The following is a 25,736-nucleotide window of genomic DNA, read 5'->3' on the forward strand; positions in this document are numbered from 1 at the left end:
ACGCGCATTCGCCCGGGGCCGGTGGTGTGCCCCGGCTTCGGGCGAATGCTGTTTTGACCAGCAGCGAGCGGCAGCAATGGATTATCTTATCAACGGCTTCAGCAGTGCCTTGTATCTGCTCACGCATATGGATGCGGCCACGCTTTCGGCCATTTACGCAACCATTGCTTCAACCTGCTATGCCATGGCGGCAGCCTTGCTGCTGGGGGTCCCGCTGGGTTTTCTGCTTGGTCATTGCTCCTTTCCCGGTAAAAGGGCGCTGCGGCTGATTTCAGATACCTTGCTGGCCTTTCCCACAGTGCTGATCGGCCTGCTGGTCTACGCCTTTATTACCGCGCGCGGCCCTCTGGGCGAATATGGCCTGCTGTTTACCCTGCAGGGTATGGCCATCGGGCAGGCGGTGCTGGCCCTGCCCATAGTGGTTTCGTGGACAGCGCAGGCGCTTGAAGACCTTGATCCCCGTTGCCGCGAAACCCTGCTTACGCTGGGTGCCAACAGCAGGCAGCTTGCCGTATACGCGCTGTGGGAGTGCCGTTATGCCGTGGGCATGGTGTGCGTTACGGCCTTTGGCCGTGTTATCACAGAAGTGGGCGTGGCCATGATGCTTGGGGGCAACATCCGTTATGCCACCCGCACCATGACAACGGCCATTGCCCTTGAAACCAGCAAGGGCGATTTTGCCCAGGGTATTGCCCTTGGCCTTGTGCTGTTGCTCATGGCCTTTGTGGTCAATCTGGCGCTTGCATTTTTTCGGCGCAGGGGGCGGGCATGAGCGCCAATTTGTATGAAGCCCGCAACCTTGTGCAGCGCTATAATGGGCGCGAGGCGCTCAGTGTGCAGTACCTTGCTATTGGACAGGGCGAGGCCGTATTCCTCACCGGCCCCAATGGCTGCGGCAAATCGACCCTGTTGCGACTGCTGGCCTTTCTGGAGCGCCCGGCTGCTGGAGAGCTGCGCTATGCCGGTGGTGCGGAGGGCCGCAAGGAAGCAACCCTGCTTTTGCAGGATCCCTATCTGCTGCACATGAGCGTTTTCAATAACGTGGTGCTTGGGTTGAAATTCCGCCATCAAGGGGCAGATATGCGGCAGACATTTGAATGCTGCATGCAGGCCGCAGGTTTTGACGATCCCTGGAATTTTGCGGATCGCGGCCCGCGTGAACTCTCTGGTGGCGAACGCCAGCGGGTTGCCCTGGCATCGCGCCTGGCCTTGCGGCCGAAGGTGCTGCTGCTTGACGAGCCAACAGCCAATGTGGATGCCGCAAGCGCACGGGCTATTGCCCTGGCCGTAAGGAACAGCACGGCAGAAGGCATGACTGTTGTCTGCGCCACACACGATCCTGCTCTTTTGCGCGCACTTGGTGCAAGGGAAATCAAGCTTGGCGCAGCGTGGGACATGGACGCCTGCGTTTCGTCATTATAGCTCCTGCCTGCATTATCCCGGTTCCCGCTTACAGCATTTCCCCTTATTCCTCCGTATTGCACAAAAACTCCCCTTTCCTCCCCAACTTTTCCTCTTGCGGGAGAAAAGCGAGACATTTTTTTTGCCCGCTTGCACTTTTTTTTCTCACAATGGTATCGAAGGATAAACACAAACAGGCGTAACTGCGCCTTGTTTAAGGAGGCTCCATGTTCCGTTTTTTGCGCGTCAATATGGCAACCAAGACCTGTGTTTTTGAAGAAATCCCTCAAGAATACGCTGGCCTTGGCGGCCGTGCGTTGACTTCTACCATCGTTGCGCGTGAGGTGCCGCCCACCTGTACGCCCATTGGCCCCCACAACAAGCTTGTTTTTGCTCCCGGCCTGCTGGGCGCCACCAACAGCCCCAACGCCAACCGTATTTCTGTGGGCTGCAAAAGCCCGCTGACCGAAGGCATCAAGGAATCCAACGCGGGCGGTCAGCCCGGCGGTCACCTGGCCCGTTTGGGCATTCTGGCTGTTATTGTGGAAGATATGGCCAAGGAAGGCGAATGGTGGCAGCTCGAAGTGAGCAAGGACCACGCCAAGCTGATTCCTGCCGAAGTGGCCGGGATGAACAACTTTGATGCTGTTGCCAAGCTGGTGGAAAAGTACGGCAAGGATTGCAGCTACATCACCATTGGCCGCGGGGGCGAATTCAAGCTCACTGCGGCTTCCATTGCCTGCACCGACCGCGAACTGCGCCCCATGCGCCATGCCGGGCGCGGCGGCGTTGGCGCGGTAATGGGTTCCAAGGGCCTCAAGGCCATCATTGTGAATCCCGAAGGCGGCAAGAGCCAGCCTCTGGCTGACGAAAAGGCTTTTCGCGAGGCTTCCAAGCGCTTCGCCACGGCGCTTTCCGAACACCCCATCACCAGCAAGGGGCTTGCCGAATACGGCACCGCCGTGCTCGTCAACATCCTGCACGAGGCGGGCGGCCTGCCCACCGCCAACTTTACTGTTGGGCAGTTTGACAAGCATGAGGCTGTTTCGGGCGAACTTTTGAACCAGCTCACCAAGGAACGCGGCGGCGAGGGCAAGGTGGCCCACGGCTGCATGAGCGGCTGCATGATCCGTTGCAGCGGCATTTTGCCCGATAAAAAGGGCAAGTTCCAGAGCAAGTGGCCCGAATACGAAACCCTGTGGTGCTTCGGCCCCCACTCCGGCATTAGCGATCTCGATGCCATCTCCAAGTACGACTACATGTGCGATGATATCGGCGTTGACACCATCGACGTGGGCGTTGCCGTGGGCGTTGCCATGGCTGGCGGAGCTATCCCCTATGGGGATACCAAGGCTGTGCTTGATGTCATGAACGGCATCAGCGAGGGTTCTCCGCTTGGTCGTATTGTTGGCTGTGGCGCGGCCACCACGGGCCGGGTATTTGGCGTGCGGCGCGTGCCTGCGGTCAAGGGCCAAAGCCTGCCCGCATATGATCCCCGTGCGGTCAAGGGCCAGGGCGTCACCTACGCCACCTCGCCCATGGGCGCGGACCACACCGCCGGTTACGCGGTGACGGCCAACATCCTTAACAGCGGCGGCACGGTTGACCCCCTCAAGAAGGACGGTCAGATCGAGCTTTCGCGTAATCTCCAGGTGGCTACCGCCTCTGTGGATTCCGTGGGCCTGTGCCTGTTCACGGCATTTGCCATCCTTGACGTGCCGGATGCCCTGCCCGCCATTGTGGACATGCTCAATGCCAAGTTTGGCTGGAAGCTCACCGGCGACGACGTTGTGACGCTTGGCCAGCGTATTCTTTCCACAGAAATCGACTTCAACCGCCGTGCGGGCATCACCCAGGCTGCGGACGTGCTGCCCGATTTCTTCACTGACGAAAAGCTGCCCCCGCACAACACCACTTTCGACATCACCCACGAAGAACTCAAGACGGTCTTCAACTGGATTGAGGAAAAGAAGTAGGGTTGCCCTTATTGGTCTCCGCTCCGGCTGGTTCGGAGCGGGGACCAGAAATTTTGTTTTACGGCGGCGTCATAGCGTGCGCCCCGGCTGGCTTGACTGTTTTCGGACAGGGCGGGCATAACTGGACAAGACCTCATAAGGTCAAGGAGCGTCCATGAAACTGACCGTTAAGCTGAGCACCACCCTGCGAGACTATGTGCCGGACTACGTGCCGGAAACAGGCCTGCAGGTGGAAATGCCGGAAGGAAGCACCGTGGCCCAGTTGGCGCAACATCTGGGTTTGCCGCCGCAAGACATAAAAATTGTCATGGTCAACGGACGCCAGCAGAAGGTGAGCGATCTCATGCGCGACGGAGACCGTATTGCCTATTTTCCGGCTGTCGGAGGAGGCTAGGCCCGTTGACCATGACAATATCTGATCTGCACCAGTTCTTCAGCCCTTATGCCCGGGCAAGATATCAGGCAGAATCTGCTGGAAATGCGCAGGAAACTTTGTTCGTGAGCCTTGAGGGCTTGCGCCTTTGGGCTGCGTCCCAGGCTCTGACGCTACGTGCTGCCATGATTTACCTGTTGGGGCGGAACATCTGGCCGGAGCGCTTTCGCCGGAATTTCGGGCTGGTCACAGCGGAGGAAATGGCGCGGCTGCTGCAAAGCCGTGCGCTAGTGCTGGGCTGCGGCGGTCTGGGGGGACATGTGGCCGAACTGTTGGCCCGCTCCGGGGTGGGGAGCATTCGGCTGGTGGATAACGATGTGTTTGACGAGAGCAATCTCAACCGCCAGCGGTTCTGTTCCGAGCGTATGCTGGGGCAGCGCAAGGTCTGCGTAGTGCGCAATGCCCTGGCGGATATTGCCAGCCACGTGGAGACTGAAGCTCTTGGATTAGTGGCTGATGAGGGCAATCTGCCCGATCTAGTGGCTGGTATGGACGTGGCTCTGGACTGTCTGGATAACATCAGCGCCAAAACAGCTCTGGAGCGGGCAGCCCTTGCTGCTGGTGTGCCCTTTGTTCACGGTTCCGTACTGCGCGAAGAAGGTTTTTGCTACGCCAACTCAGGCCCGCAGGCGCGTCTTGAGGCGCTTTACCCTCAGGGGCAGAGCGACAGTGAGCTTGAGCATGCAAGGGGCGAAGGCGTTGGGGCGCTGGCTCCGGCTTCGGTTGCCTGCCTCATGGCCAAGCTGGCTCTGCGGGCCATTTTGAGCCGCACCGCAGGCAGCGCCCTGTTCCACCTTGACCTCTCCGTGCCAGAAATGGAGCGTTTTGACTGGGCGGGCAAGGCCTAGCCGTTCATTCCATGCCCTATTTTCCAGCATATTCCCAGATAATCTGCCCGGTTTTTTCCGTGCCGTAACCGCCCATGCCCTCCACGGTCTGGCGGAATGCCTCGCTGCGGATAACATCCAGCAGGGCCTGAACCGCATCCCCATCAAAAAAGCGCCGGGGAATGACCAGATCATATTCCTCAACACCAATGGGCGTGAATGGCAGGCCCAGCGCGTTGGCAGCAGCCCGCACGGCAAGGCCGGCATCCACCCGGCCGGAAAGCACAGCCGCAGCTACGTTCATGTGGGTGTATTCCTCGTCGCGGTAGCCGTTGATGCTTGTGGGCGCGATGCCAAGGCAACTCAGGCGGTAATCAAGCAGCACGCGGGTTCCGCTGCCGCGCTGGCGGTTGATGAAGCGTACCCCCGGTTTGGCGAGGTCTTCAATGCTGTTGATGCCAAGGGGGTTGCCGGGCGCGGTCAGAATGCCCTGTTCCCTGTCCATCAGGCGCAGCAGCACGGTGGGCTCTTCCAGATTATCTTCAATGGCCTTGCGGTTGTATACTCCGCTTGCCGGGTCGAGCAGATGACTGCCCGCCAGATGGCATTGCCCGCGCTTGAGCGCCATGATGCCGCCCAGTGAACCCACATGGGCCGAGGTGAGCCGGTACTGCGGATGCGCCTTGCGCAGCATGCTGTCCAGCAGGTCAAGCGTGTTGTCGTGACTGCCAATGGCAAGCAGTGCGCCCGCAAGGGCCGTGGGGGGGCGCAGCAGCTCGACAGTAACGGGTTCTCCGGCATTGCAGCCTTCGCTGTCGCGTGGAATGCGGATAATGCCATCGGCCCGGCTGAGGCTGGTTATGGTGCCCGCGCCGCGCGGCAGGGGTACGGCCACAACAGTATCACCCACGCGGCCCAGTTTGACCCTCAGCCTTTCTTCCATGCCGGGGCGCGAGGGCAGGGGATTGCAGGGTACAGCCGTGATCTTCTGCCGCTCGCTCATGGCCCGTTTCTGCCACAGGGCCAGCAGGGGCAGAACAAATTCTTCCATGGATATGCCCGCAGAAACCGGATACCCCGGCACACCCACCACGGGCTTGCCGTTGACCACCGCCAGCACCGTGGGTTTGCCCGGCATGACTGAAATGCCGTGCGTCACCACAGTGCCCATCTGCCCGAGCACGTGGGCTGTAAAATCGTGACTGCCAGCCGAAGACCCGGCATTGAGAATGACCATATCGGCAGTTGCAATGGCGCTGGCAATGGCGGCCCGTATGGCTTCAGGATCGTCAGGAACCACAGGCAGGGTGGCGGCTTCGCCCCCGGCCTCCGTAATCATGGCCGAAAAAATCAGTGAATTGAATTCGGGCAGCACACGGCCTGCGCGCAGGTCTTCCTCACGCGCATCCACCAGCGGCACAATTTCCGACCCGCTGGGGATGATGGAAACACGGGGGCGGCGGAATACTGGCACTTCAAGCGCGCCGCCAGCCGCCAGCGCGCCAAGGTCGTAGGGGCCAATGCACGTGCCGGGGGGCAGAATGATCTCTGTAGCCACCATGTCTTCACCCATTTTGCGCACGTGCTGCCAGGGAAAGGCGGCCTTTTCAATGACGGCCCACTGCGATTCGCCCTGAGAATCCTTTTCGGTCTCGGTATTGATGTTCTCCATCATCACCACGGCATTACAGCCCTGCGGCAAGGGGTGGCCGGTATTGATCCAGTGGGCCTGCTCGCCGATTTTAAGGCGCAAGGGGGTGCGGGCAGAGGCGGTGAATGTATCCTCCGCATGTACGGCGATGCCGTCCATTGCCGCGCCGTGAAATGCCGGGGATGAGCGCAGGGCAGCCACGGGCCTGCTGAGCACGCGGCGCAGGGCCTGCGCCAGAGGGATGCGTTCTTCGCCAAGGGGGAAGGCTTTGGCGTCAAGGCATGAAAACCAGTTGGCGCGGGCTTCTTCCGGGGGCAGCAGGGTCAGATAGGTGTTGCGCTTCAAGATAATTCTCCAGCAATAGTGCCAGACGCGTACTGGTCTAGCGAAAAAGTTCCACCATTACGGTATCGCCCGCATCGTAGCCTTCGCGGTTTTCAGGGCAGACCATGAGGCCGTCTGCCGCAGCAATGCCGGAAATAAGCCCCGATGCGCCCATGATGGGTTCCGCCTCGTACAGCGGTTGCAGATTCTTGTCTGACGGTGCACGCGTGGGGGACTGGCTGGGCAGGGGGCGCAGTTTCACGCGCAGATAGTCGCGCCTGCCCTGTGCGGAAGCTACAGACCGTGCAAGCACTGCGGGAACCTGCGGCTGCTTTGCGGAATCGGCATACCCTTGCAGATGCTCCAGCAAGGGAGCAAGAAATACGCGGGCGCAGACAAGCGCGCTGGCAACATGACCGGGCAGGCCCACAAGGCAGACTGTGCGCCCGTTTACTATGGCTTTGGCCAGAATAAAGGGTTTGCCGGGGCTGATGGCGACCCCGTGCACAAGCAGCTGAGCCTGAGGCAGGGACTCAAAAATCTCCACGGTGTGGTCGCGCATGCCCGCAGAGGAGCCGCCGGAAACCACCACCACGTCATGCATTTCTGCAAGCTGGGTTACGGCTGTTTTGAGCTTGGCGGCGTCATCGTTGACAATCCCGGCTCTCAAGGCCTGCGCGCCAGCCTCGCGGCAGAGGGCTGCAATGCTGTGGGCGTTGATGTCGCGGATTTTGCCCGGCGGCGGAGTCATGGAGCTGGGAACAACCTCGTCGCCCGTGGAGAGTACGGCAACCAGCGGTTTGCGGCGCACCTCCACCTCCACCACGCCAAAAGCCGCCAGCAGGCCAATATCCTGTGGGCGCAGGCGGTGCCCGGCTTGCAGCAGCAAAGACCCTGCGGTTGCGTCATCATCGCGAAAAATAACATTGTCGCCCGGGGCCTGACTGCGGGTAATCTCAATGAGGTTGCCGCCCGCAGGGCGGGAGTATTCAACCATCACCACGCAATCCGCACCCTGTGGCAGCATGCCTCCGGTGAGAATGCGCGCGGCCTGTCCTTCTTCAAGCTTGATATCCGGCACTTCACCCATGCGGCAGTCGGCCACGCATTCCACCAGAGCGGGGTTGCCCTCCTGCGCGCCAAAAACATCGCGGGCGCGGCAGGCAAAACCGTCAACGGTGGAGCGGTCAAATCCCGGCAGGTCTTCTGTTGCCGAAAAGCATTGGGCAAGACCGCGACCAAGGGCGTCGTCCAACGGGACGCGCTCTTCACCCAAAAGGGGAAATGCCCGAATATGCTCAAGCACCGATTCAACTGATTGCAATGTCAAAAAAGGCTTCACCCAGCCCTCCGGTTCATGTGCGCGACGGTATGAAATCTATGGTAATACTGGCGCAAACGGGGGTAAAGGGCAATACGATTTGCGCAAGGGACGGTAAGTGCGCAGAAGCGGTCTGTGGATGGTCATCAATCATTCCGTGATTGATTGGTGTCCCTCGCTTGCGCGGCAGGAGAGATGGTTAGGGGAACGGCTCTTCGCTTTGGTGGATCAGACCAAGACCAGGGGCAGGAAATAAATGCTCAGTCATTGTTTGCCGTCATCTCGGACTGGAGCGTGAATGCCTGGAATATCGGCGACATGGGCAACATGCCCGCCAAGTGCATTAAATATTTCACTGACGGCCACATCAGCCTGTAGCTTTGCAGTATCTAAAACAAGGTGCTCTCTGCCCCAAGGCTCATATTTTCGGTTAACTACACTTTGCCAATCGGGCAGAACAAGGCCGGGAATGTCTGGCGACCGGCCTTCGACCCTTTCCCTATGTTGCTCCGTATCCGAGCAGATGATTTCAACTTCCAGATAATCAACGCCCTCTTGAACAGCGACATCCCGCCATGCGTCACGGGTAATTCGTAATGGATTCACTGAGTCTGCCACAACTGAAAGCCCCAGACGAAGATTGTCCGCAGCCAAAGCGTAGCCGGTAATATACCCCGCTGGACCTAAATCCCACTGACTTTTTGCCAACCCGGAACGAACAAGCGCCAGTTCCAAACTGTCTATGCGTATGTATGCGGCGGAAATTTTTTGAGCGACCTTGCGCGCTATTGTCGTTTTGCCTGTTCCCGGCAGACCGCCGAATATCAACAGCATTTTTTGTCCTTGTCGTTGAAGTGCCCGAAGGAATTGTCCGTGCCCCCTTTGGATCGCCGCAGTCTCAACTTTAAGCAACGCCCGCTTTGGGGTAACAGTTTCCGCTTTGAGCCAGTTACCCCCAAATTTACCCAAATGAATTTGAGGCTGTCAACGAACCTGGCGGATTTAAAAGAAGTGTGTTTTGCCGCAAAACGCAAAGTCCGCCGAAGTTGTGCAACTTCGGCGGACTTTGTCTGAACAGTTCTTGGTGGGCCCACCAGGACTTGAACCTGGGACGGGCCGGTTATGAGCCGGAGGCTCTACCAACTGAGCTATAGGCCCCAAGGAGGGGAAATATAGCTGCAAGGCTGGCTTCGGTCAAGTGCATGTATTGGGTGGTTTTTGGCGTGCAGCCTCGGCACGTCGCCAAACCAGCCCCTCCTACATGGCGTTGCCTGCTTCCAGCAGGGAAATCTGCTCGTCCATGGCCTTTTTCAACGGGGCGGGCAGGCCCATGATGTCCACGTTCAAAAAGCCCCGCACAATGGTGGCGGCGGCTTCGTCTTCGTCCAGACCGCGCGCCATGAGGTATTCAATTTCTTCCTGCGCGATCTTGCCCACCGCGGCCTCGTGCGAAAGCTCCACGCCGTCCTGATTGCTGTCCAGCTCGGGGATGGCGTGCATGCGCCCGCCGCCAAGAATCAGCCCCTTGCATTCGAGGTGCCCCTTGGCGGGTGCGGCGGAAGCGCCGATAAAGCCACGGTTGATGACCGTGCCGCCCGTGGTGACAACGCGCGAGATGATCTCGCCCCGCGTATCGGGGGCCGCAAGGTCAATGCGGTTGCCGCAGTCCACATGGGAGCCGGTGGGGGCCACCACAACGGAATTGAAGCGGGCCACGGCTCCGGCTCCAGCCAGGGTCATGGTGGGGTACATTTGCAGGTCGCCCACAGGCTTGAGCAGAATGTAGTTGTTCTGGAACTCGCCCCCGGCTTCCACAATCCCGGCGGAACGGGGGCGCACCGTCGTGCTGCTGCCCCAGTTGTGGATCATGGTAAAGGTCAGCTTGCCGCCTTTTTCCACATAATACTCGGTCACGCCCAGATGGGCGGCATCGTTGGCATCGTGCGCTGTGGCGCAACCGCCAAGAATGTGCAGCTCCGCGCCTTCTTCAACAATTACGATATTGTGGATGCTCTGGCCCGCGCCGTGCCCCTTGATGAACATGCAGGACTGCACGGGCTGGGCGATTTTGACGCCCTTGCGCGCCCGCACAAAGTAGCCGCCGTTGCAGTGCTCCTGTGCCATGCGCGTGAACTCGTCCTTTTCAGGATTCAGCAGCTTCCAGAAATACTGGGGCAGGCCGTCGAACTTTTTCAGCGCCGTGCGGATGTCCATGAGGTCGAGGCCTTCATGGCGCGTTTCGCAGTGCACGCCAGCGTGGTTGAGCTGCATGAACGCGCCGCTGGCGGTGCTGTCGTTCACATCGATGCCAGCCAGCACAAGACGTTCCTGATCCTCGCGGGGCAGGGCGGCGAGGTTTTCAATGGGCGCGGCGTTTTCGCCGCCGCTGAACTGAAAGCGGGAAAGATTGACAGAACTCATTTAAGGGGCGCCTCCGCAATTTTGCCAAGCATGTCGCCGGTGAGGCAGCGCAGACATTCCTGATAGCCGTGGGTAGCGATGTGATCCAGAATTTCGCGGGGCCGCGCCTCGCAGCACAGCTTGCCCTGATACATGACCTGCCCCCGGTGGGCATTGACGTATTCGAGGATGTGACCGGTGTGGGTGATGATAAGGCCGCTGGTGGAGCGCACCTTCTCCCGCTGCCGCAGCGTGGCGCAACATCGGTCGGGCGTGCCGTCAAGCAGGTAGCGCACGGTTTTGCCCACAAGCGCCATATTCTCAAGGTCAACGCCGGATTCCGGCTCGTCAAAGAGCAGCAGATCGGGCTTCTGGGCCATGAGTTGCAGCAGTTCGGAGCGCTTGATTTCGCCGCCGGAAAAGCCCGCGTTCACATCGCGCTTGAGAAAATGGTCAAAATGCACCTTGCGGGCCATGTCCTCTATATCCATCTTGCGCCCGCGCCCGCACAGTTCCACCAGCTTGCCCGTGGGCAGGCCATGAATGGTGGGGGGCCGCTGAAACGACATACCGATGCCGAGGCGCGCACGCTCGTACATGGGCGCGTGGGTAATGTCTGTGCCTTTGTAGATGATCTGGCCCTGCGTGACCTCATACCCCGCAAAGCCCATGAGGGTCATGAGCAGGGTGGTTTTGCCGGAGCCGTTGGGGCCAAAAAGAATGAATGTTTCGCCAGAGCTAATGTGCAGATCAATGCCCTTGAGCACGGGCGTGCCCTTGACCGAAACGTGCAGGTCACGGATTTCAAGCATCTTCTTCTCCGGTTTCGCCCAGATACTCCAGCACATCGTAATGCACGTGATCCAGAATATGGGTCAGCCTGGAAACGCATTCCTCGCCCACAGCGCTGCCAATCAGGCTGACAATAAAGTTCGCGCGCTTGGAATTGACCAGCGCTTCATAGCCAGGATCAGCGGAATACGGAATGGCCCGGATGGAATCGCTGAATTCCTGAAGTTTTGCTTCATCGAGATATTTGATGGGCTGGGGCTCGTTGTCGAGATAGGCGATGCCGTCCCGCAGCTCCAGCATGATCGGTTTGCCACGCAGATAAGCGATGCACACTTCCATGGTAATCCCCTTGGTTTTGTGATGCCGCATAGTGGCAAACTTGCCACCCCCTGTCCAGAGATGCGGCGCATTCAGCTGCCTGTCTTTATTGGAGCGTGGCGAGGTGTAGCGGCGCAGTTCAAGTGCTGGCGCGCCTTTGTCGGATATGCGGCATATGTCAGATATGGTAAAAATGTACAGGCACGATCACGCTACACTGCGCGGCAGCAGGGTTTAGTTCCCCACTGCCGCGCAGCAGTGCCTGACGGGCAAGAATTATCTGTGCCGGGGCGTCATGCTGAACCCTCAGGCAAGGCCAAAGCGCAGGGCGGCATATCCCACCACCTTGCGGGTATCGCCCGATGCCGTGGCAGATGTGTCGTACAGGCACAGTTCCGCCCACGGTTCGCCCAGGGCGCGGGCGGCAAACAGGGCAAGGGCCATGGGGGCCGCCCCGCACATGGTGATTTTTTCACGCTGCACCATGGTGAGCAGACCTTCCGGGTCGCAGGCCAGCGCCTGCGAAAGGGCGAAGGCGTCCTTGCGCATGGTGGTTTCCTGATCTTCGTAATGGTTCATGTCGGAGCTGACGATGACGCCGATCCGTTCGCCCTTGCTTTCGTACTGGCGTATGACCTCCGCCAGCGCAAGCCCCGCATCCTGCAAGATTTTGTGCTGCATGGTGCCCACGCACACAGGGGTGATGCGGCGGGGCGCGCCGGGTGTGCCCTGCGGCGGCGTGCATTGCAGAAAAGGCAGCAGGACTTCTATGGAATGCTCGTCAAGGTGCGAGTGCAGGTCGGGCGCAAAACCGCCCTTGCCGCACAGGCTGGCGGCCAGTTCCGCATCCACGTCAACATTGCCCAGCGGGGTACGCCACGCGCCATCCGGCCACACGCCAAGGGGCGCGCCTCTGCCCGTGTGGTTGGGGCAGAGCATCACAAGCCGCTCCGGCAGGCTGGCTCCGGCTGTGGTTTTGTTCCAGGGGCTCATGAGCGCGGCCCCAAGTACCTTGCCGCAGTATACGTAGCCAGCATGGGGAAGCATAAGGCCGCGCAGGCTTGCAGAGGCCTTGCGCTTTGCGTCAATGGGAGCAGTTGCCGACAAGGCCTTTCCAGCCGTGAGGTATGACCTGATTTCCTTTTGCAGCTCACCGGGCGAAGCGGGATAAAAACGCCCGGCTGCGACAGGTTCACGTTCGGGCATGAGTACTCCTCGTGGGCGCGTCAGTTCAGCCCGCCCAGCAGGGCATAGTGGGTTTCCATGTATTCCTGAAGGCCCTCGCGGCTGCCTTCCCGGCCAATGCCGCTAAATTTCACGCCGCCAAAGGGTGTCTCGGCAGCAGCAAGGCCCGCATCGTTGAAGCCAGCCATGCCGTACTGCAATCTGTTGAACAGCCGCCAGACGCGCGGCATGTCGCGCGTGCAGATATATGAGGCCAGGCCGAATTCCGTATCGTTGGCAAGGGAAATGGCTTCTTCCTCATCGTCAAAAGTCATGACGGCAGCCACCGGGCCGAATATTTCCTCGCGGAAAATGCGCATCTGCGGGGTCAGGCCCAACAACAGGGTAGGCTCGTAAAAATTGCCGCCAAGGCTGTGCGGCTTGCCGCCAAACAGCAGTTGCGCGCCTTTTTCCACGGCGTCCTTGACCAGAGCATCCGTGTGGGCCACGGCATCGGCATTGATAAGCGGCCCCATGTCGGTCTCCGGCTTGAGGCCGTCGCCCACGCGCAGGGCGCTGATGTGGTCGAGCAGATTGGTGATGAACTTCTCCGTCACCCCGCTCTGGACCAGAAAGCGGTTGGCGCAGATGCAGGTTTGCCCGGCATTGCGGAATTTGCAGGCCATGGCCATTGTCACGGCCTTGTCCATGTCCGCATCGTCAAACGCAATAAAGGGCGCGTTGCCGCCAAGCTCCATGGAAATGCGCTTGAGCGTAGGCCCGCACTGGGTTGCCAGTTGCAGCCCAACAGCCGTAGAGCCGGTAAAACTGAGTTTGCGCACCAGCGGGTTGGAGGTGATCTCGTTGCCAATGCGCCGCGCGCTGCCCGTAACAACGTTGAAAACCCCGGCGGGGATGCCCACCCGCACGGCCAGTTCCGCCATTGCCAGCGCGCTGTAAGGCGTGGCGCTGGCGGGTTTGACCACCATGGTGCAGCCCGCCGCCAGCGCAGGGGCCACCTTGCGCGGGATCATGGACATGGGGAAGTTCCACGGCGTGATGGCCGCGGCCACGCCCACAGGGGCATGACGGGTGAGGGCCTGCACCCCGTGGCGGTATACGGGCGTGACCTCGCCGCTGAAGCGGCGGGCTTCTTCCGCAAACCAGGGAAAGTACGATGCACCCTGAAGGATCTCTGCTCTGGCCTCGGCCAAGGGCTTGCCTTCTTCAAGGGTGAGCAGGCGGGCCAGATCTTCAATGTTCTCGGCAATGGCGCGTTCCCAGGCGTGGAGCAGAGCGCCCCGTTCCAGAGGCGTTCTTGCGCTCCAGACAGCAAAGGCAGCCTGCGCGGCCTCAATGGCCTCGCGGGTTTCGGCCTCGCCGCAGTTGGGCACCGTGCCCAACTGTTTGCCGTTGGCGGGATTAACGACTTCAATAACGCTTTTGTCGGCCGCATCGCGCCAGTGCCCGTTGATGAGGCACTGGCTGCGGAACAGCTCCTGATCGTGCAGAATACGGTACATAAAACCCCCTGTCATGAGCCCCGCAGGGCATCAGAACAGCTGCATGCCGTCTAGCCAGTGGTGTTTGACCCTGCCGCGCAGGGTCTGACCCAGAAATGGCGTGTTGCAGCTTTTGGAATAGAGGTTTTCCGGCCCGGGAACCCATGTTTCGTCCGGGTCAAGCAGGAAGAAATCTGCTGGATCGCCGGGGGTAAAGCCGTTGCAGGGCAGGTTGAAAATTTCTGCCGGGCGGCGGCTCCACAGCCGGTGCACATCGGCCTCTGTCAGCACGCCTTCGGCCACCAGCCCCCAGGTGAGGCTGACAGCCAGATCAAGCCCGGTAAAGCCGCACATGGCATCGTCCAGTGTGCCTTCTTTTTCGTGGGCGGCGTGGGGGGCGTGGTCTGTGGCGAGTATGTCGATGGTGCCGTTTTTCACGGCGCGGCGCAAGGCCTCGCGGTCTGCGGCGGTGCGCAGGGGCGGGCTGACCTTGGCCTGCGTATTGTAGCCCTCAAGGGCGGTTTCATCCAGCAACAGGTAGTGGGGGCAGGTTTCGGCAGTCACCTTGACGCCGCGCGCCTTGCCCCAGGCGATGCAGTCAACAGTCAGCGCTGCGGAAACATGGGCGATATGCACGGGCACGCCGAGGTATTCGGCCAGCATGATGTCGCGCATGGCCTGATTGGCCTCGCCAGCGGCGGGTTGCCCCTTGACGCCCAGCAGGCCGCTGGTCACGCCTTCGTGCATGCGCCAGCCCTTAGCCAGATGCGGGTCTTCGCAGTGGTCTATGAGCACCAGATCAAGGTCTGCGCCGTATTCCATGATGCGCCGTACAAGCTCCGCGTTTTCCAGCGGGCGGCCATCGTTGGAAACAGCCACGCAGCCAGCTTCCTTGAGTTCCGCGAGGGGGGCCATTTCCTCGCCCTTGAGGCCAACGGTGGCGGCGGCAATGGGGTGGAGGCGCGGGCCGTTGGGGTGGCTTTTGCGGGCGCTGTCGAGCATGGCGCGCGTAATGCTGGCCGTGTCGTTGACGGGCTTGGTGTTGGCCATGCACATCACCGCGCCAAAACCGCCCCGCGCCGCAGCCTCAAGGCCGGAGGCGATGTCTTCCTTGTATTCAAAGCCCGGCTCGCGCAGGTGCACGTGGGCGTCGATGCAACTTGGCATGAGCACAAGGCCGTGGGCGTCAAAAACTTCGCGGCTGTCGTAGGTATGGTGGCCTGCCGGGGTCATGGTGACAATTTTGCCGTGCCGTACCAGCAGGTCTACCGGGGCTTCAAGGTGGCGTGCGTTCTTTATCAAGAGGCTCATGCGCGTACTCCATCGTTGCGCGTGGCCAGCAGATAGAGCACAGCCATGCGCGTGGCGACGCCTGCGGCCACCTGATTCAGCACCAGGCTCGCGGGGGCGTCTGCTATGTCATTGGAAATTTCAAGCCCACGGTTCATGGGGCCGGGATGCAAAACCTTGGCTTCGGGCGCGGCAAGGGCCAGCTGGCTGGAGCCAAGGCAGAAACGGCGGGAATACTCCGCAAGGTCGGGCAAGAGGCCCGCCTGCTGGCGCTCAAGTTGCAGGCGCAGACACATGACGGCGTCCACATCGCGCACGGCTTTGTCCAGCTCCGTATAGATTTCCACGGGCCAGTGATCCACTCCGGCGGGCAGCAGGGTGCGCGGGGCGCACAGGCGCACCTTGACGCCCAGCATGGTGAGCAGGTGCATGTTCGAGCGGGCTACGCGGCTGTGGGCAATATCGCCCAGAATCAGCAGGGTGCGCCCGGCAAAGCGGTTTTGCCACGCCTGCCGCAGGCTGTAGCAGTCAAGCAGGGCTTGGGTGGGGTGGGCATGCCAGCCATCGCCGCCGTTAACGATGCCGCAGGGCAGCAGCTCCGCAAGAAAGCGCGCCGCGCCGCTGCTGGGGTGGCGGATGACAATGACATCCGGCCCCATGGCCTGAAGGGTGAGGCCCGTATCCTTCAGGCTTTCGCCCTTGTTCAGGCTTGAGCCTGATTTTGCAAGGGAATAGGTGTCGGCGGAAAGGCGTTTGCCCGCCACGTCAAAGGACGTCTTGGTGCGGGTGCTGTTTTCCACGAAAAACAGCACAACGGTCTTGCCCTTGAGGGTTGGCACCTTCTTGACCGGACGGCTGTTGATTTCCTGAAAGCTGGCGGCCAGGTCCAGCAGGTGCATGGTGTCTTCCGCGCTCAGTTGGGTGACGTCCAGCAGGTCTTTGTGGGGCCAGTGGTAGCGATTGTCGGTATTCATGACGTTGCGTGGTAAAAAGGTCAAAAAAAATCCCCGTTGCTATACAACGGGGGAATACGAAAAACGCCTGCAAATGCGAAAAAAATCAGGGAGGCCGGGGGCGCTGTGCTTGCCCTGCCATAGGAAATTGCGCAAACGGGCGTTGGTCTTCATAAGTAGCAAATGTAGGCGCGCTTGGGCGCTTTGTAAAGCAAAAAGTCGGTTGACGCTTGCAGGGGCATTGTCTAGTTGTAGGGCGTACCGCGCACCGATGCAGACGTTTTGCGGCGCGGCTGTAAGTATCTTCAGCGAGGAGAACCACATGCTTGTGTCTCTTGTGGCCTACGTCTTGTGCGGGGCTGTGGCCGGTGTTCTGGCCGGGCTTCTGGGTGTTGGCGGCGGTATTGTTCTGGTGCCCCTGATGGTTGCCATTTTCCCCACCGTGGGAGTTCCCGCCCAGTATGTGCAACAGATGGCGCTCGGTACGTCGCTTGCCAGCATCATGATCACCTCCATCTCCAGCGCGCGGGCGCATAACGCCCGTGGCGCCGTGCACTGGGATATCTTCAAGGCCATTACCCCCGGCATTCTTGTGGGTACGTTTTTCGGCGGCCTTATCGCCACCCATATGCCCACCATGTTCCTGAAGATATTTTTTATCTGCTTTATCCTCTTTGTGTCGGTGCAGATGCTCTCCAACTACCGGCCCCCGGCCAGCCGGGATCTGCCCGGCAAGGTGGGAACCGCCGGCGTGGGCGGCGTCATCGGCCTTGTGTCCAGCTTTGTGGGTATCGGCGGCGGTACGCTTTCCGTGCCGTTCATGACCTTTTGCAACGTGCCGCTACATCATGCTGTGGGCACCTCCGCCGCCATTGGCTTTCCCATTGCCGTGGCGGGTACGCTGGGCTTTATTGTGGGCGGCTGGGGCAGGCCTGATCTGCCCGCCATGTCGCTTGGCTTTGTGAACCTGTGGGCGCTGCTGGGTATTGCCACAGCCAGCTTTATGACCGCCCCGCTTGGCGCAAAGCTTTCGCATGCCTTGCCTGCGGCCAAGCTCAAGAAAGGTTTTGCCTGTTTTTTGATCCTTGTGGCCTTGAAGATGATCTGGGGCCTGGTGTAACGTAGACCCATGAAGCTTCAGTCGTACAACAAGGCTCTGGCCGAATCGGTGGTCTGGAACCTGCTCTGGCTTACGCTGGGGTCGGTTCTTATGGCCATATGCATTCAGAGCGTGGCCGCGCCCCATGGCTTTCTTTCCGGGGGAGTCATGGGCGTGGGCCTGCTGGTCAATTACTGGACAGGCACGCTCACGCCGTTGGTCTGGTATTCCCTGCTGTGCGTTCCTGTGTATGCTTTGGGTTGGTTTTGCGTGGGCAAACGATTTTTGCTCTACACGGCCTACGGTACCCTTTGCACCACATTGTTCAGTTTTTTCATCACCTTTGAAATCCCCATTACCAACGAAGTGTACGCCACCGTGGTGGGCGGGGTGCTGCACGGTGCAGCCTGCGGCATCATGCTGCGCACCCTTGGCAGCAGCGGCGGTACGGATGTGGTTGCCGTGCTGCTCAAGGAACGTTGGAGCGTGCCCATCGGGCAATTCAATTTTCTGTTCAACTCCCTGCTGTTTCTTACGGCGGCCTCGCACATGGCGCTGGACCTTATTGTTGCTTCCATGCTGATGATGTTCATTTCGGCCAGTACGCTGGAATATGTGCTGGGCCTGTTCAACCGGCGCAAGCTCGTGATGATCATTTCTGACCACGGTGAAGAAATCAGCGAGGCCATTCTGGTGACAGAGCGCTTTGGAGCTACGCTTGTGCGCGGCAAGGGGGCCTACTCCGGCTCGGATCGCGAAATTCTGCTCACCGTCACCAACAATGTGGCGCTCAAGCGGCTGGAGAATCTGGTGTTCAGCATTGATCCGCGCGCCCTGTTCATTGTGGAAAACACGTTCTATGTGTCCGGTGGGCAGTTTGCCCGCAGAAGCCATTGACGGCGGAGGCCCCATGAACCCGGAAACCACGGAATCTCCTGAATCTGACGAGCCGTCGGAGGCCTTGCTGGCCATCAGGGCCAAAAGCATTCTGACACTTGGCGGCGAAGGCCCGGCACGGGCCGCCCGCCTCTTTGCCCCGTTGAAAAAGATCGACAACGGCGTGCTGCTGGTGCGCGACGGGCTGGTGGAGGATGTCCTGCCGTGGTCGCAGGCCAAACTGCCCGCAGGTACGCTGGTGCGCGATGTGGGCCCGGTCTGCCTTGCCCCTGCCTGCGTCAACGCGCACACGCATCTGGAACTTTCGCATCTGGCGGAGAAAACCCGATGGGGACGCGGCTTCACCGCCTGGCTGCAAAGCCTCATCCCCCTTCTTGGAGCTGCCCCGCAGGCGGATGCCGTGGAAAGCGCCTGCGCCGCGCTGGCCCTGTACGGTACGCTGTATGTGGGTAATATAACCGGCTCCCTGCCCGGCGGCACGCTTCTGGCCGATGCGGCCTGCAATGAGGCGGGGCTGACCGCAAGTCATTTTTGCGAATGGTTTGGCTTTGGCGCGCCTTTTGCCGATGGTGAACGCCCGTGGCCGCCGCGCTGCCGTCAGGCTCTGGCTGATGATCCCTTCCTCATGGCCCGTTGCGCTCCCGGCGGGCATGCCCTGTATTCCACCGGGCCGGAAATCCTCAGCGCCGCGCGGCAGGACTGCTCCCACATGGGGCGCGTTTTTTCCTTCCACCTTGCGGAATCGCCCGAAGAAACCCAGCTGCTCACATCGGGCAGCGGGCCTTTGCGCGACCTGTACGCCGGGGTTGTGCTGCCGCCAGACTGGTCTGCGCCAGGTTTGCGCCCGCTGGCCTATGCGGTGAAGCTGGGCCTGCTCGGCCCCGGTACTCTGGCCGTGCACGGCGTGCAGCTTGACGCGCAGGAAGTGGAAGTGCTGGCAGCCAGTGGCGCGGCCCTGTGCCTGTGCCCGCGCTCGAACCGCAATCTTGGTGTTGGGGTGCCGCCCGTGCGCGAGTTCATGGAAAGCGGCGCGCTGTTGTGCCTTGGCACGGACGGGCTGACCTCCAACCGCGATCTGGACGTGCGCAAGGAGGCGGTGTGGCTGCGCGAAACCATGGACGTACCGCCGGAAGCCCTGGTGCGCATGCTGACGGTTAACGGCGCTGCCGCTCTGAATCTGCTGGGCTGCGGGGCAGGGCGGCTGGAAAAGGGCGGGCCTGCGGATTTTTGCGTATTGCCAGAAACCCTGACCTATTAGCCATCCAAGAACCAGCAGCGTCCGTTAATCGCGAACAGCTTTCAGGCCTCTGAAGGCAGCTGCAAATACCTTGAAATTGTTCTCGATTACCTGTCTTTGTGTTTGGCGCATAAAGTCCTTGTCAGGGTAATTTGTTGCTGGCAGTATTCGCCCAGCAGACTGACGCCGTTACGGCATGTATCGCCAGCCTGCCGGGTGCGCCGCCAGGGGGTATTTGCGGCTTATCCGGGTTTGGGGATGCCGACCGCGTTATTACTGCAAGCGGCTTGCCGCTTTTTCTTAACCTGCGCCAAGAAGGACAACATGACCGAGGAAGTTTTGGATTGGAAGGAAGCCATTGCCAGGGTGCTCAACAAGCGCGATATGTACGTCAAGCTGCTTGCCAAGTTTATTGAAACGGAGCGCGACACCCCGTCAAAGGTGGCCCAGGCCCTGAAGAGCGGCAACATGGAAGAAGCCCGCAACCTTGTGCACAGCACCAAGGGAGCAGCCGCCAACCTGGGGGCCAAGGCGCTGGCCGCCGCTGCGCTTGAGCTTGAAATGGCCGTCAAGGCCGGGGCGGATACCGACCGCGCCATGAACCATTTTTCTGCCGCTCACATGGACACGCTTGTGACCATGCACGCCTTTATGACGCAGTAGGTCGGTTTTGCTGAAAAAGTTGAGCCCCTCCGCTGGAATGTCCGGCGGAGGGGCTTTTTTTATGGGCGGCAGGCATGCGCGGGCCTGTTTCTGGCCGGTGATCCCTGCAATATTTTGAAGTAATAAGAGCGGGGTTGGCTGAATGCCCTTATGCAAAAAGACCTCATCCCCGCAAAATATTTTAATGCAGCCTGCCCAAAGCCTTAGGGGCAGAAGCATTCGTGCGTTTCGTTCATGAACTGCTCAAGTTTTGCCACAGCGTTGCGAAGTTCGCTTTCAACCTGCTGGTGTTTCTCCGGAGTGTCGCGAAAGGCGGGCAGGGAGACGCTCATGGCGCAGTCCACGCGCCCGGCAAAGGTAACGGGCACGGCATAGCAATGCAGCTGCGGGTTGATTTCGCCAATATCTCTTGCAATGGCCCCCTGACGTACCTTTTGCAGCTCTTCCAGAAAGGCGTCCATGTCAAAAGGCTCGGTGCAGAGCTCCCCGGCAAAAAGGGCGACCACTTCCTCCCTTTTGCACTGGCTGAGCAGCGCCTTGCCCAGAGCCGTTTTGCGGGCGGGCATGCGCGACCCCACGCGGGAAATGATCTGGATAGGCTCGCGCGAATCCACCTTGGCTATGTAGAGCACTTCGGTATGGGAGAGGATGCCCAGCTGGCAGATTTCGGCGCAGGCGTCCACCACCTGCCGCATGCAGGCCTGCGCCTGCGCCATGAGTGGGTCCTGCGTGCGGAAACCCTCTGAAAAAAGGTACAGGCCCCGGCCCAGTTCATACCGGCCAGAGAGTTTGTCTCTGCGAACAAAATCATGCTGTTGCAGGGTCTCAAGAATGGGCGAAATAGTGCCCTTGCTGCTGCCGATGTACTGGGCAAGCTGGGTAAGCGTGAGTCCGTGTTCTGTATCAGCCAGAGCTTCAAGGAGTGAAATGACCCGCTGGGTCGGCATGTGGACGGTCGGTTTTTGTTGGTCTTGCATGCCCATTGTTTTGCACGGAAAAACAATTTTTTTCAAGAAAAGGTCAGGGGGATGCTTGACGCAGATTGTTTGTCCGTATAGTTTGTATTTACGTATTAAGTTCGTATATGCAAACAACGGGATGCAATCCTGAAAAGAGGGTGATCAAATGGGAACAACGGGTGCTCTGATTATTCTTGGCGTGACAATCGTCGGCATCGTGGTGCTGTGCGTGCGTTACAGGGTTCATGCATTTTTGGCGCTTATGGCTGCCTGCGCCTTTTTGGGGATTGCCAGCGGCATGCCTCTGGGGGCCATTGGCTCGTCCATTGAAAAGGGTATGGGCAATACCCTGGGCTTTCTGGCCCCCATCCTCGCGCTGGGTGCGTTCATGGGCAAGATGCTCGAAGTTTCGGGCGGCGCGCAGCGGCTCGCCAAATCGCTTATTGGCGTTTTTGGTCAGACCAAGGCCTACTGGGCCATGCTCATCATCGGCTACATTTGCGGCATCCCGGTGTTTGCCCAGGTTGGCATGGTGCTGTTGATGCCCCTGGCCTTCTCCATTTCCAAGGAATCCAAGCTTTCCATCCTGCTGGTGGCGCTTTCGCTCTACACTGGCCTGCTGGTTGTGCACTGCGTTGTGCCGCCGCATCCCGCAGCCATGGCCATTGCCAAGGAACTGAATGCCGATGTGGGCAAGGTGATCCTTTACGGCCTCGTTCTGGTAGTGCCCGGCGCCATCATCGGCGGCCCCATTTTTGCCAAGTACATCAGCAAGAACATCATTGTACCGCTGCCTGAAGGGGCCGTTACCACCGTTATCAGCAAGGATGGCCGCGACCTGCCCAACTTTGGCGGAACCCTGCTGCTGACACTGCTGCCGCTGATCCTCATGATCGGCAAGACCGTGGTGGAATTTTCCTCCAGCAAGGATGCGGCCTACATGCCTCTGGTGGAATTTTTGGGCCATCCTGTGATCGCCCTGTTCATTTCCGCCGTGGCTTCCCTGATATTCCTTGGCGTGAAGCGGGGCTTTAGCTCTGTTGAGTTGAGCGGCTTCTGCGACAAATCCCTCCTGCCCATGGTTTCCATTTTGCTGGTCATTGGCGCTGCGGGCAGCTTCAACAAGGTCATCATGGATTCCGGCATGGGAAACGTGCTCAAGGATGTGCTGGTCACGCTCAACATGCACCCGGTCATCATGGCCTGGCTGATTGCTTCCATCATGCGTTTTGCGCTGGGCAGCGCCACCGTCGCCATGATGACGGCTGCGGGCTTTATCAGCCCGGTGCTGGCCGTGCACCCTGTTGACCCTGCGCTCATGTGCATTTCCATCGGCGCTGGGGCCATCGGCTGGTCGCACGTTACGGACTCCGGCTTCTGGTTTTTCCGCGAATTTTTGAACATGTCGGTCAAAGACATGTACCTGTCCTTCACCTTGTCTGGCTGCATTGTGTCGGTAATTACGGCGATATTCTGCTACCTGGCATCGTTTGTCATCTAACTGAGCTACACGGAGAGTATGATGAAATATATAACGCCCACACTTACCGCGCTGAAAAGCAAAACAGAAATCGACGTGCAGTCGTGCCTCAAGCACTACGACTTTCTTATCAATGCCGGTATCGACGGTGTGGCCATATTTGGCAGTTCCGGTGAGTTTCCGCATCTTTCTGTTGAAGAACGCAAGAGCCTGATTTCTGCGGCCATCAAGCACATCGACCGCCGCATGCAGGTGCTGATCGGCACTGGCGACATGCGGGTTGAAGAATGCGTTGCCATGTCCAACTTTGCCTTTGAGCAGGGCGCGGACGGCGTGATGGTGGTGGGACCGTGGTACTTTGCCCTCACCGATGCGGATGTGATGAACTACTTCGGCTCGGTGGCGGAGCAGGTGCGCGGCAAGGTGTACATCTACAACTATCCCGACCGCACCGGATACACCATTTCGCCCAGCGTGGTGCTTGAACTCGCCCGCCGCTATCCCAATATTGTGGGCATCAAGGACACCATCCCCGACATGGCCCACACGGTGGAGCTTATCCAGACCGTCAAGGGCAACATCCCCTCCTTTGAAGTGCTGAGCGGCTTTGACCATAACTTTGCGTCAAACGTTCTGGCTGGCGGCGATGGCTGCATTGCGGCTGTGTCCAACGTGCGCCCCGACCTGTGCGTGGCCTGGCGCGATGCCATGAAGGCCCGTGATTTTGACGGCACCATGAAGTATCAGCAGTTGTTCAACCGCATTGTGGGCGTGTACGGATTCTCCTCGCCATTTATGGCGGCCATGAAGGGCCTGCTTGTGGATGCGGGCATTTTTGCTTCTGCCACGGTTGCGTCCCCCTATCAGGAGGCAACCTCTGCCCAGATGTTTGCCGTGCGGGAATTCATGCGCGGTTTTTAGGGCATTTCACGCGTGAAATGCCCCAGATGGAGCAATCGGCGTTGGTTACGCTGACGCCGTCTCGGTTTCAGGGGCCTTGTAAGGATGCAAAGGGCGGCCGCCCTCTGTCCGCCCGCTGAAACCGGCAACTTCTCAACAAAGAGAGTATGCTATGTCCATTGCAGATATTTACGCCAATCCGCAGAATGATGTGTATAATGTAAAGACCCATGCTTCCGGCCCCAAGGGATCGCTGCCGCTCACTGGCGACATGCTGCGCGAACTGCCCTGCGGCGATATTTTCGGCATGACGCTGGATGCGGGTATGGGCTGGAAGCCCGAAGATATTCTGGGTCCCAACGTGTTGATCATCAGCACCCTTGGCGGCAAGCGCAACGATGACGGCACCCCCGACGCCCTGGGCCTGCACGTGGGCCACTGGGAACTGGGCTTGCAGATTTCCGCCGCCAGCAAGGAGATCAAACAGCAGAAGGGCGTACCTTTTGCCTCGTATGTGACCGACCCCTGCGACGGACGCACCCAGGGCACAACAGGCATGTACGACTCCCTGCCGTTCCGCAACGATGCGGCCATGGTCTTCCGCAGGCAGATCCGTTCCCTGCCCACAGTTGGGGCCGTTATCGGCGTTGCCAGCTGCGACAAGGGGCTGCCCGCAACCATGATGGCTCTTGCCTCAATGCGCGACCTGCCCTGCGTGATGGTGCTTGGCGGCTCGACCCTGCCCCCCACCGACGGCGAAGACCTCGGCAAGGTGCAGACCATCGGCGCGCGCTATTCCAACAACGAACTGAGCCTTGAGGATGCTGCCCGCCTTGGCTGCCGCGCCTGCGGTTCCGCTGGTGGCGGCTGCCAGTTCCTTGGCACTGCCGGAACCTCGCAGGTTGTGGCCGAAGGCCTTGGTCTGGCCCTGCCGCATACGGCCCTTGCCCCCTCTGGCGAACCTGTGTGGGTGGAAGTGGGCCGTCAGTCGGCCAAGGCCGTGATGGGCCTGCTGAAAAAAGGCATCACCATCAAGGATATCATCACCGACAAGGCCATTGAAAACGCCATGATGGTGCATGCGGCCTTTGGCGGTTCCACCAACCTGCTGCTGCATCTGCCCGCCATTGCCCATGCGGGCGGTTGCCACCGCCCCACGGTGGAAGACTGGGCGCGTGTGAACAGCATGGCCCCCCGTCTGGTCAGCGTGCTGCCCAACGGCCCCGTGTATCATCCCACTGTCCGCGCCTTTATGGCTGGCGGCGTGCCGGAAGTCATGCTGCACCTGCGCGACCTCGGCCTGCTGCATCTGGACGCCCTCACTGTTACCGGTCATACCGTGGGCGAAAACCTTGAATGGTGGGAAAAGAGCGAACGCCGCGCCCATTTCCGCCGCATGCTCAAGGAACTGGACAACGTGGAGCCGGACAATGTGATCATGTCGCCCGCCCGCGCCAGGGAACGCGGCCTGACCTCCACCATTACCTTCCCCGTAGGCAACATTGCGCCCGAGGGTTCGGTCATCAAGTCCACGGCCATTGACCCCACGGTCATCGATGCTGACGGCGTTTACCGCCACACGGCGGCCATCAAGGTCTTCACCGCCGAGCCTGACGCCATCAAGGCCATCAAGGCCGGAAAAATCGAAAAGGGCGACATGCTGGTGGTTATCGGCGGCGGCCCCTGCGGCACCGGTATGGAAGAAACCTATCAGCTCACCTCGGCGCTCAAGCACCTGTCGTATGGCAAGTATGTGTGCCTGCTGACGGACGCGCGCTTCTCCGGCGTTTCCACCGGTGCGTGCGTGGGTCATATCGGGCCGGAAGCACTGGTGGGCGGCCCTGTTTCCAAACTGCGCGACGGTGATATTGTGGAAATGGTCGTGGACTGCAACAAGCTGGAAGGCCGCGTCAACTTTATCGGCACTGACCCGCAGCATCCCCTCACGCCTGAAGAAGGGGCCAAGGTTCTTGCCGGGCGCGAAACGCACCCCGGCCTCAAGCCCGCGCCCGCCCTGCCAGACGATACCCGCCTGTGGGCGGCCTTGCAGGCCGTAAGCGGCGGCACCTGGGGCGGCAGCGTGTATGACGTGGACAAGATTGTTACTGTGCTTGAGGCTGGCAAAAAAGCCCTGGGCATGTAGCTCTGG

23 protein-coding genes and 1 tRNA gene are annotated in these 25,736 nt (G+C 60.0%); 12 read left to right on the plus strand and 12 right to left on the minus strand.

Annotation, left to right across the window (positions count from 1 at the left end; translation table 11 throughout):
* The first annotated feature begins 76 nt into the window (after nt 1-76).
* The 5 genes from G449_RS0103640 (at nt 77) to G449_RS17675 (ending at nt 4,658) form a co-directional block, all read left to right on the plus strand.
* Nucleotides 77-772, plus strand: coding sequence for an ABC transporter permease (locus G449_RS0103640; RefSeq protein WP_022657952.1), 696 nt, complete (start codon nt 77-79; stop codon nt 770-772).
* Nucleotides 769-1,422: an ABC transporter ATP-binding protein gene (locus G449_RS0103645; RefSeq protein ID WP_022657953.1), complete on the plus strand. Its 654-nt coding sequence runs from the start codon at nt 769-771 to the stop codon at nt 1,420-1,422. The genes G449_RS0103640 and G449_RS0103645 overlap by 4 nt, the downstream gene beginning before the upstream one ends.
* Before the next feature lie 206 nt (nt 1,423-1,628).
* Nucleotides 1,629-3,377 carry an aldehyde ferredoxin oxidoreductase C-terminal domain-containing protein gene (locus tag G449_RS0103650; RefSeq protein WP_022657954.1) on the plus strand — a complete coding sequence of 583 codons (1,749 nt, stop codon included), beginning with the start codon at nt 1,629-1,631 and terminating at the stop codon, nt 3,375-3,377.
* 154 nt (nt 3,378-3,531) lie between these two features.
* Nucleotides 3,532-3,771, plus strand: coding sequence for a MoaD/ThiS family protein (locus G449_RS0103655; RefSeq protein ID WP_022657955.1), 240 nt, complete (start codon nt 3,532-3,534; stop codon nt 3,769-3,771).
* A gap of 164 nt (nt 3,772-3,935) precedes the next feature.
* On the plus strand, nt 3,936-4,658 hold the full coding sequence (locus G449_RS17675) for a HesA/MoeB/ThiF family protein (RefSeq protein ID WP_159060423.1): 723 nt from the start codon (nt 3,936-3,938) through the stop codon (nt 4,656-4,658).
* Nucleotides 4,659-4,674: 16 nt separating this feature from the next.
* Here G449_RS17675 and G449_RS0103665 read toward each other — a convergent pair whose 3' ends face one another.
* From G449_RS0103665 to G449_RS0103715, 11 genes are all read right to left on the minus strand, one after another.
* Nucleotides 4,675-6,633 carry a molybdopterin biosynthesis protein gene (locus tag G449_RS0103665; RefSeq protein WP_022657957.1) on the minus strand — a complete coding sequence of 653 codons (1,959 nt, stop codon included), beginning with the start codon at nt 6,631-6,633 and terminating at the stop codon, nt 4,675-4,677.
* 37 nt (nt 6,634-6,670) lie between these two features.
* A complete protein-coding gene (locus G449_RS0103670; RefSeq protein ID WP_022657958.1) occupies nt 6,671-7,954 on the minus strand; it encodes a molybdopterin molybdotransferase MoeA in 1,284 nt (427 codons plus the stop codon).
* A gap of 243 nt (nt 7,955-8,197) precedes the next feature.
* Complete coding sequence (locus G449_RS0103675) at nt 8,198-8,767, minus strand: P-loop nucleotide/nucleoside kinase family protein (protein ID WP_022657959.1); 570 nt, start codon at nt 8,765-8,767, stop codon at nt 8,198-8,200.
* 248 nt (nt 8,768-9,015) lie between these two features.
* Nucleotides 9,016-9,091 (minus strand) — tRNA-Ile (locus G449_RS0103680).
* Between the two features lie 99 nt (nt 9,092-9,190).
* Nucleotides 9,191-10,354, minus strand: a complete 1,164-nt coding sequence (locus G449_RS0103685) for a SufB/SufD family protein (RefSeq protein WP_022657960.1) — start codon at nt 10,352-10,354, stop codon at nt 9,191-9,193.
* Nucleotides 10,351-11,145 (minus strand): ABC transporter ATP-binding protein, encoded by a 795-nt coding sequence (locus tag G449_RS0103690; RefSeq protein WP_022657961.1) that lies wholly within the window; start codon nt 11,143-11,145, stop codon nt 10,351-10,353. Before G449_RS0103690 ends, G449_RS0103685 begins: the two co-directional genes overlap by 4 nt.
* Nucleotides 11,138-11,464 (minus strand): hypothetical protein, encoded by a 327-nt coding sequence (locus G449_RS0103695; protein WP_022657962.1) that lies wholly within the window; start codon nt 11,462-11,464, stop codon nt 11,138-11,140. The genes G449_RS0103690 and G449_RS0103695 overlap by 8 nt, the downstream gene beginning before the upstream one ends.
* 285 nt (nt 11,465-11,749) lie before the next feature.
* Nucleotides 11,750-12,649 (minus strand): AmmeMemoRadiSam system protein B, encoded by a 900-nt coding sequence (amrB, locus tag G449_RS0103700; RefSeq protein ID WP_022657963.1) that lies wholly within the window; start codon nt 12,647-12,649, stop codon nt 11,750-11,752.
* A 20-nt stretch (nt 12,650-12,669) separates the two neighbouring features.
* The gene (locus G449_RS0103705; RefSeq protein ID WP_022657964.1) at nt 12,670-14,130 is read right to left on the minus strand and encodes an NAD-dependent succinate-semialdehyde dehydrogenase; all 1,461 of its coding nucleotides are present in this window, start codon (nt 14,128-14,130) and stop codon (nt 12,670-12,672) included.
* Nucleotides 14,131-14,160: 30 nt separating this feature from the next.
* Nucleotides 14,161-15,420, minus strand: a complete 1,260-nt coding sequence (locus tag G449_RS0103710; protein WP_022657965.1) for a dihydroorotase — start codon at nt 15,418-15,420, stop codon at nt 14,161-14,163.
* Nucleotides 15,417-16,373: an aspartate carbamoyltransferase catalytic subunit gene (locus G449_RS0103715; RefSeq protein WP_022657966.1), complete on the minus strand. Its 957-nt coding sequence runs from the start codon at nt 16,371-16,373 to the stop codon at nt 15,417-15,419. Before G449_RS0103715 ends, G449_RS0103710 begins: the two co-directional genes overlap by 4 nt.
* A gap of 301 nt (nt 16,374-16,674) precedes the next feature.
* On the opposite strand from G449_RS0103715, the gene G449_RS0103725 reads away from it, so the two are divergent.
* The 4 genes from G449_RS0103725 to G449_RS0103740 all read left to right on the plus strand — a co-directional run bounded on the left by G449_RS0103725 (nt 16,675) and on the right by G449_RS0103740 (nt 20,248).
* Nucleotides 16,675-17,472, plus strand: coding sequence for a sulfite exporter TauE/SafE family protein (locus G449_RS0103725; RefSeq protein WP_022657968.1), 798 nt, complete (start codon nt 16,675-16,677; stop codon nt 17,470-17,472).
* A gap of 9 nt (nt 17,473-17,481) precedes the next feature.
* The gene (locus tag G449_RS0103730) at nt 17,482-18,348 is read left to right on the plus strand and encodes a YitT family protein (protein WP_022657969.1); all 867 of its coding nucleotides are present in this window, start codon (nt 17,482-17,484) and stop codon (nt 18,346-18,348) included.
* Between the two features lie 13 nt (nt 18,349-18,361).
* Entirely contained in the window at nt 18,362-19,606 is a 1,245-nt protein-coding gene (locus G449_RS0103735; RefSeq protein ID WP_051135379.1) for an amidohydrolase family protein, read from the plus strand.
* 303 nt (nt 19,607-19,909) lie between these two features.
* Nucleotides 19,910-20,248: an Hpt domain-containing protein gene (locus G449_RS0103740; RefSeq protein WP_022657971.1), complete on the plus strand. Its 339-nt coding sequence runs from the start codon at nt 19,910-19,912 to the stop codon at nt 20,246-20,248.
* 203 nt (nt 20,249-20,451) lie between these two features.
* On the opposite strand, the gene G449_RS0103745 is transcribed toward G449_RS0103740, so the two are convergent.
* Nucleotides 20,452-21,225, minus strand: a complete 774-nt coding sequence (locus tag G449_RS0103745) for an IclR family transcriptional regulator (RefSeq protein WP_159060424.1) — start codon at nt 21,223-21,225, stop codon at nt 20,452-20,454.
* Nucleotides 21,226-21,373: 148 nt separating this feature from the next.
* On the opposite strand from G449_RS0103745, the gene G449_RS0103750 reads away from it, so the two are divergent.
* From G449_RS0103750 to G449_RS0103760, 3 genes are all read left to right on the plus strand, one after another.
* On the plus strand, nt 21,374-22,708 hold the full coding sequence (locus tag G449_RS0103750; RefSeq protein WP_022657973.1) for a GntT/GntP/DsdX family permease: 1,335 nt from the start codon (nt 21,374-21,376) through the stop codon (nt 22,706-22,708).
* Between the two features lie 21 nt (nt 22,709-22,729).
* Nucleotides 22,730-23,608 (plus strand): dihydrodipicolinate synthase family protein, encoded by an 879-nt coding sequence (locus G449_RS15860; RefSeq protein WP_022657974.1) that lies wholly within the window; start codon nt 22,730-22,732, stop codon nt 23,606-23,608.
* Nucleotides 23,609-23,759: 151 nt separating this feature from the next.
* Nucleotides 23,760-25,730 (plus strand): YjhG/YagF family D-xylonate dehydratase, encoded by a 1,971-nt coding sequence (locus tag G449_RS0103760; RefSeq protein ID WP_022657975.1) that lies wholly within the window; start codon nt 23,760-23,762, stop codon nt 25,728-25,730.
* Nucleotides 25,731-25,736: the final 6 nt, after the last annotated feature.

It is taken from the genome of Desulfovibrio desulfuricans DSM 642, assembly GCF_000420465.1.
GTDB lineage: Bacteria > Desulfobacterota > Desulfovibrionia > Desulfovibrionales > Desulfovibrionaceae > Desulfovibrio > Desulfovibrio desulfuricans.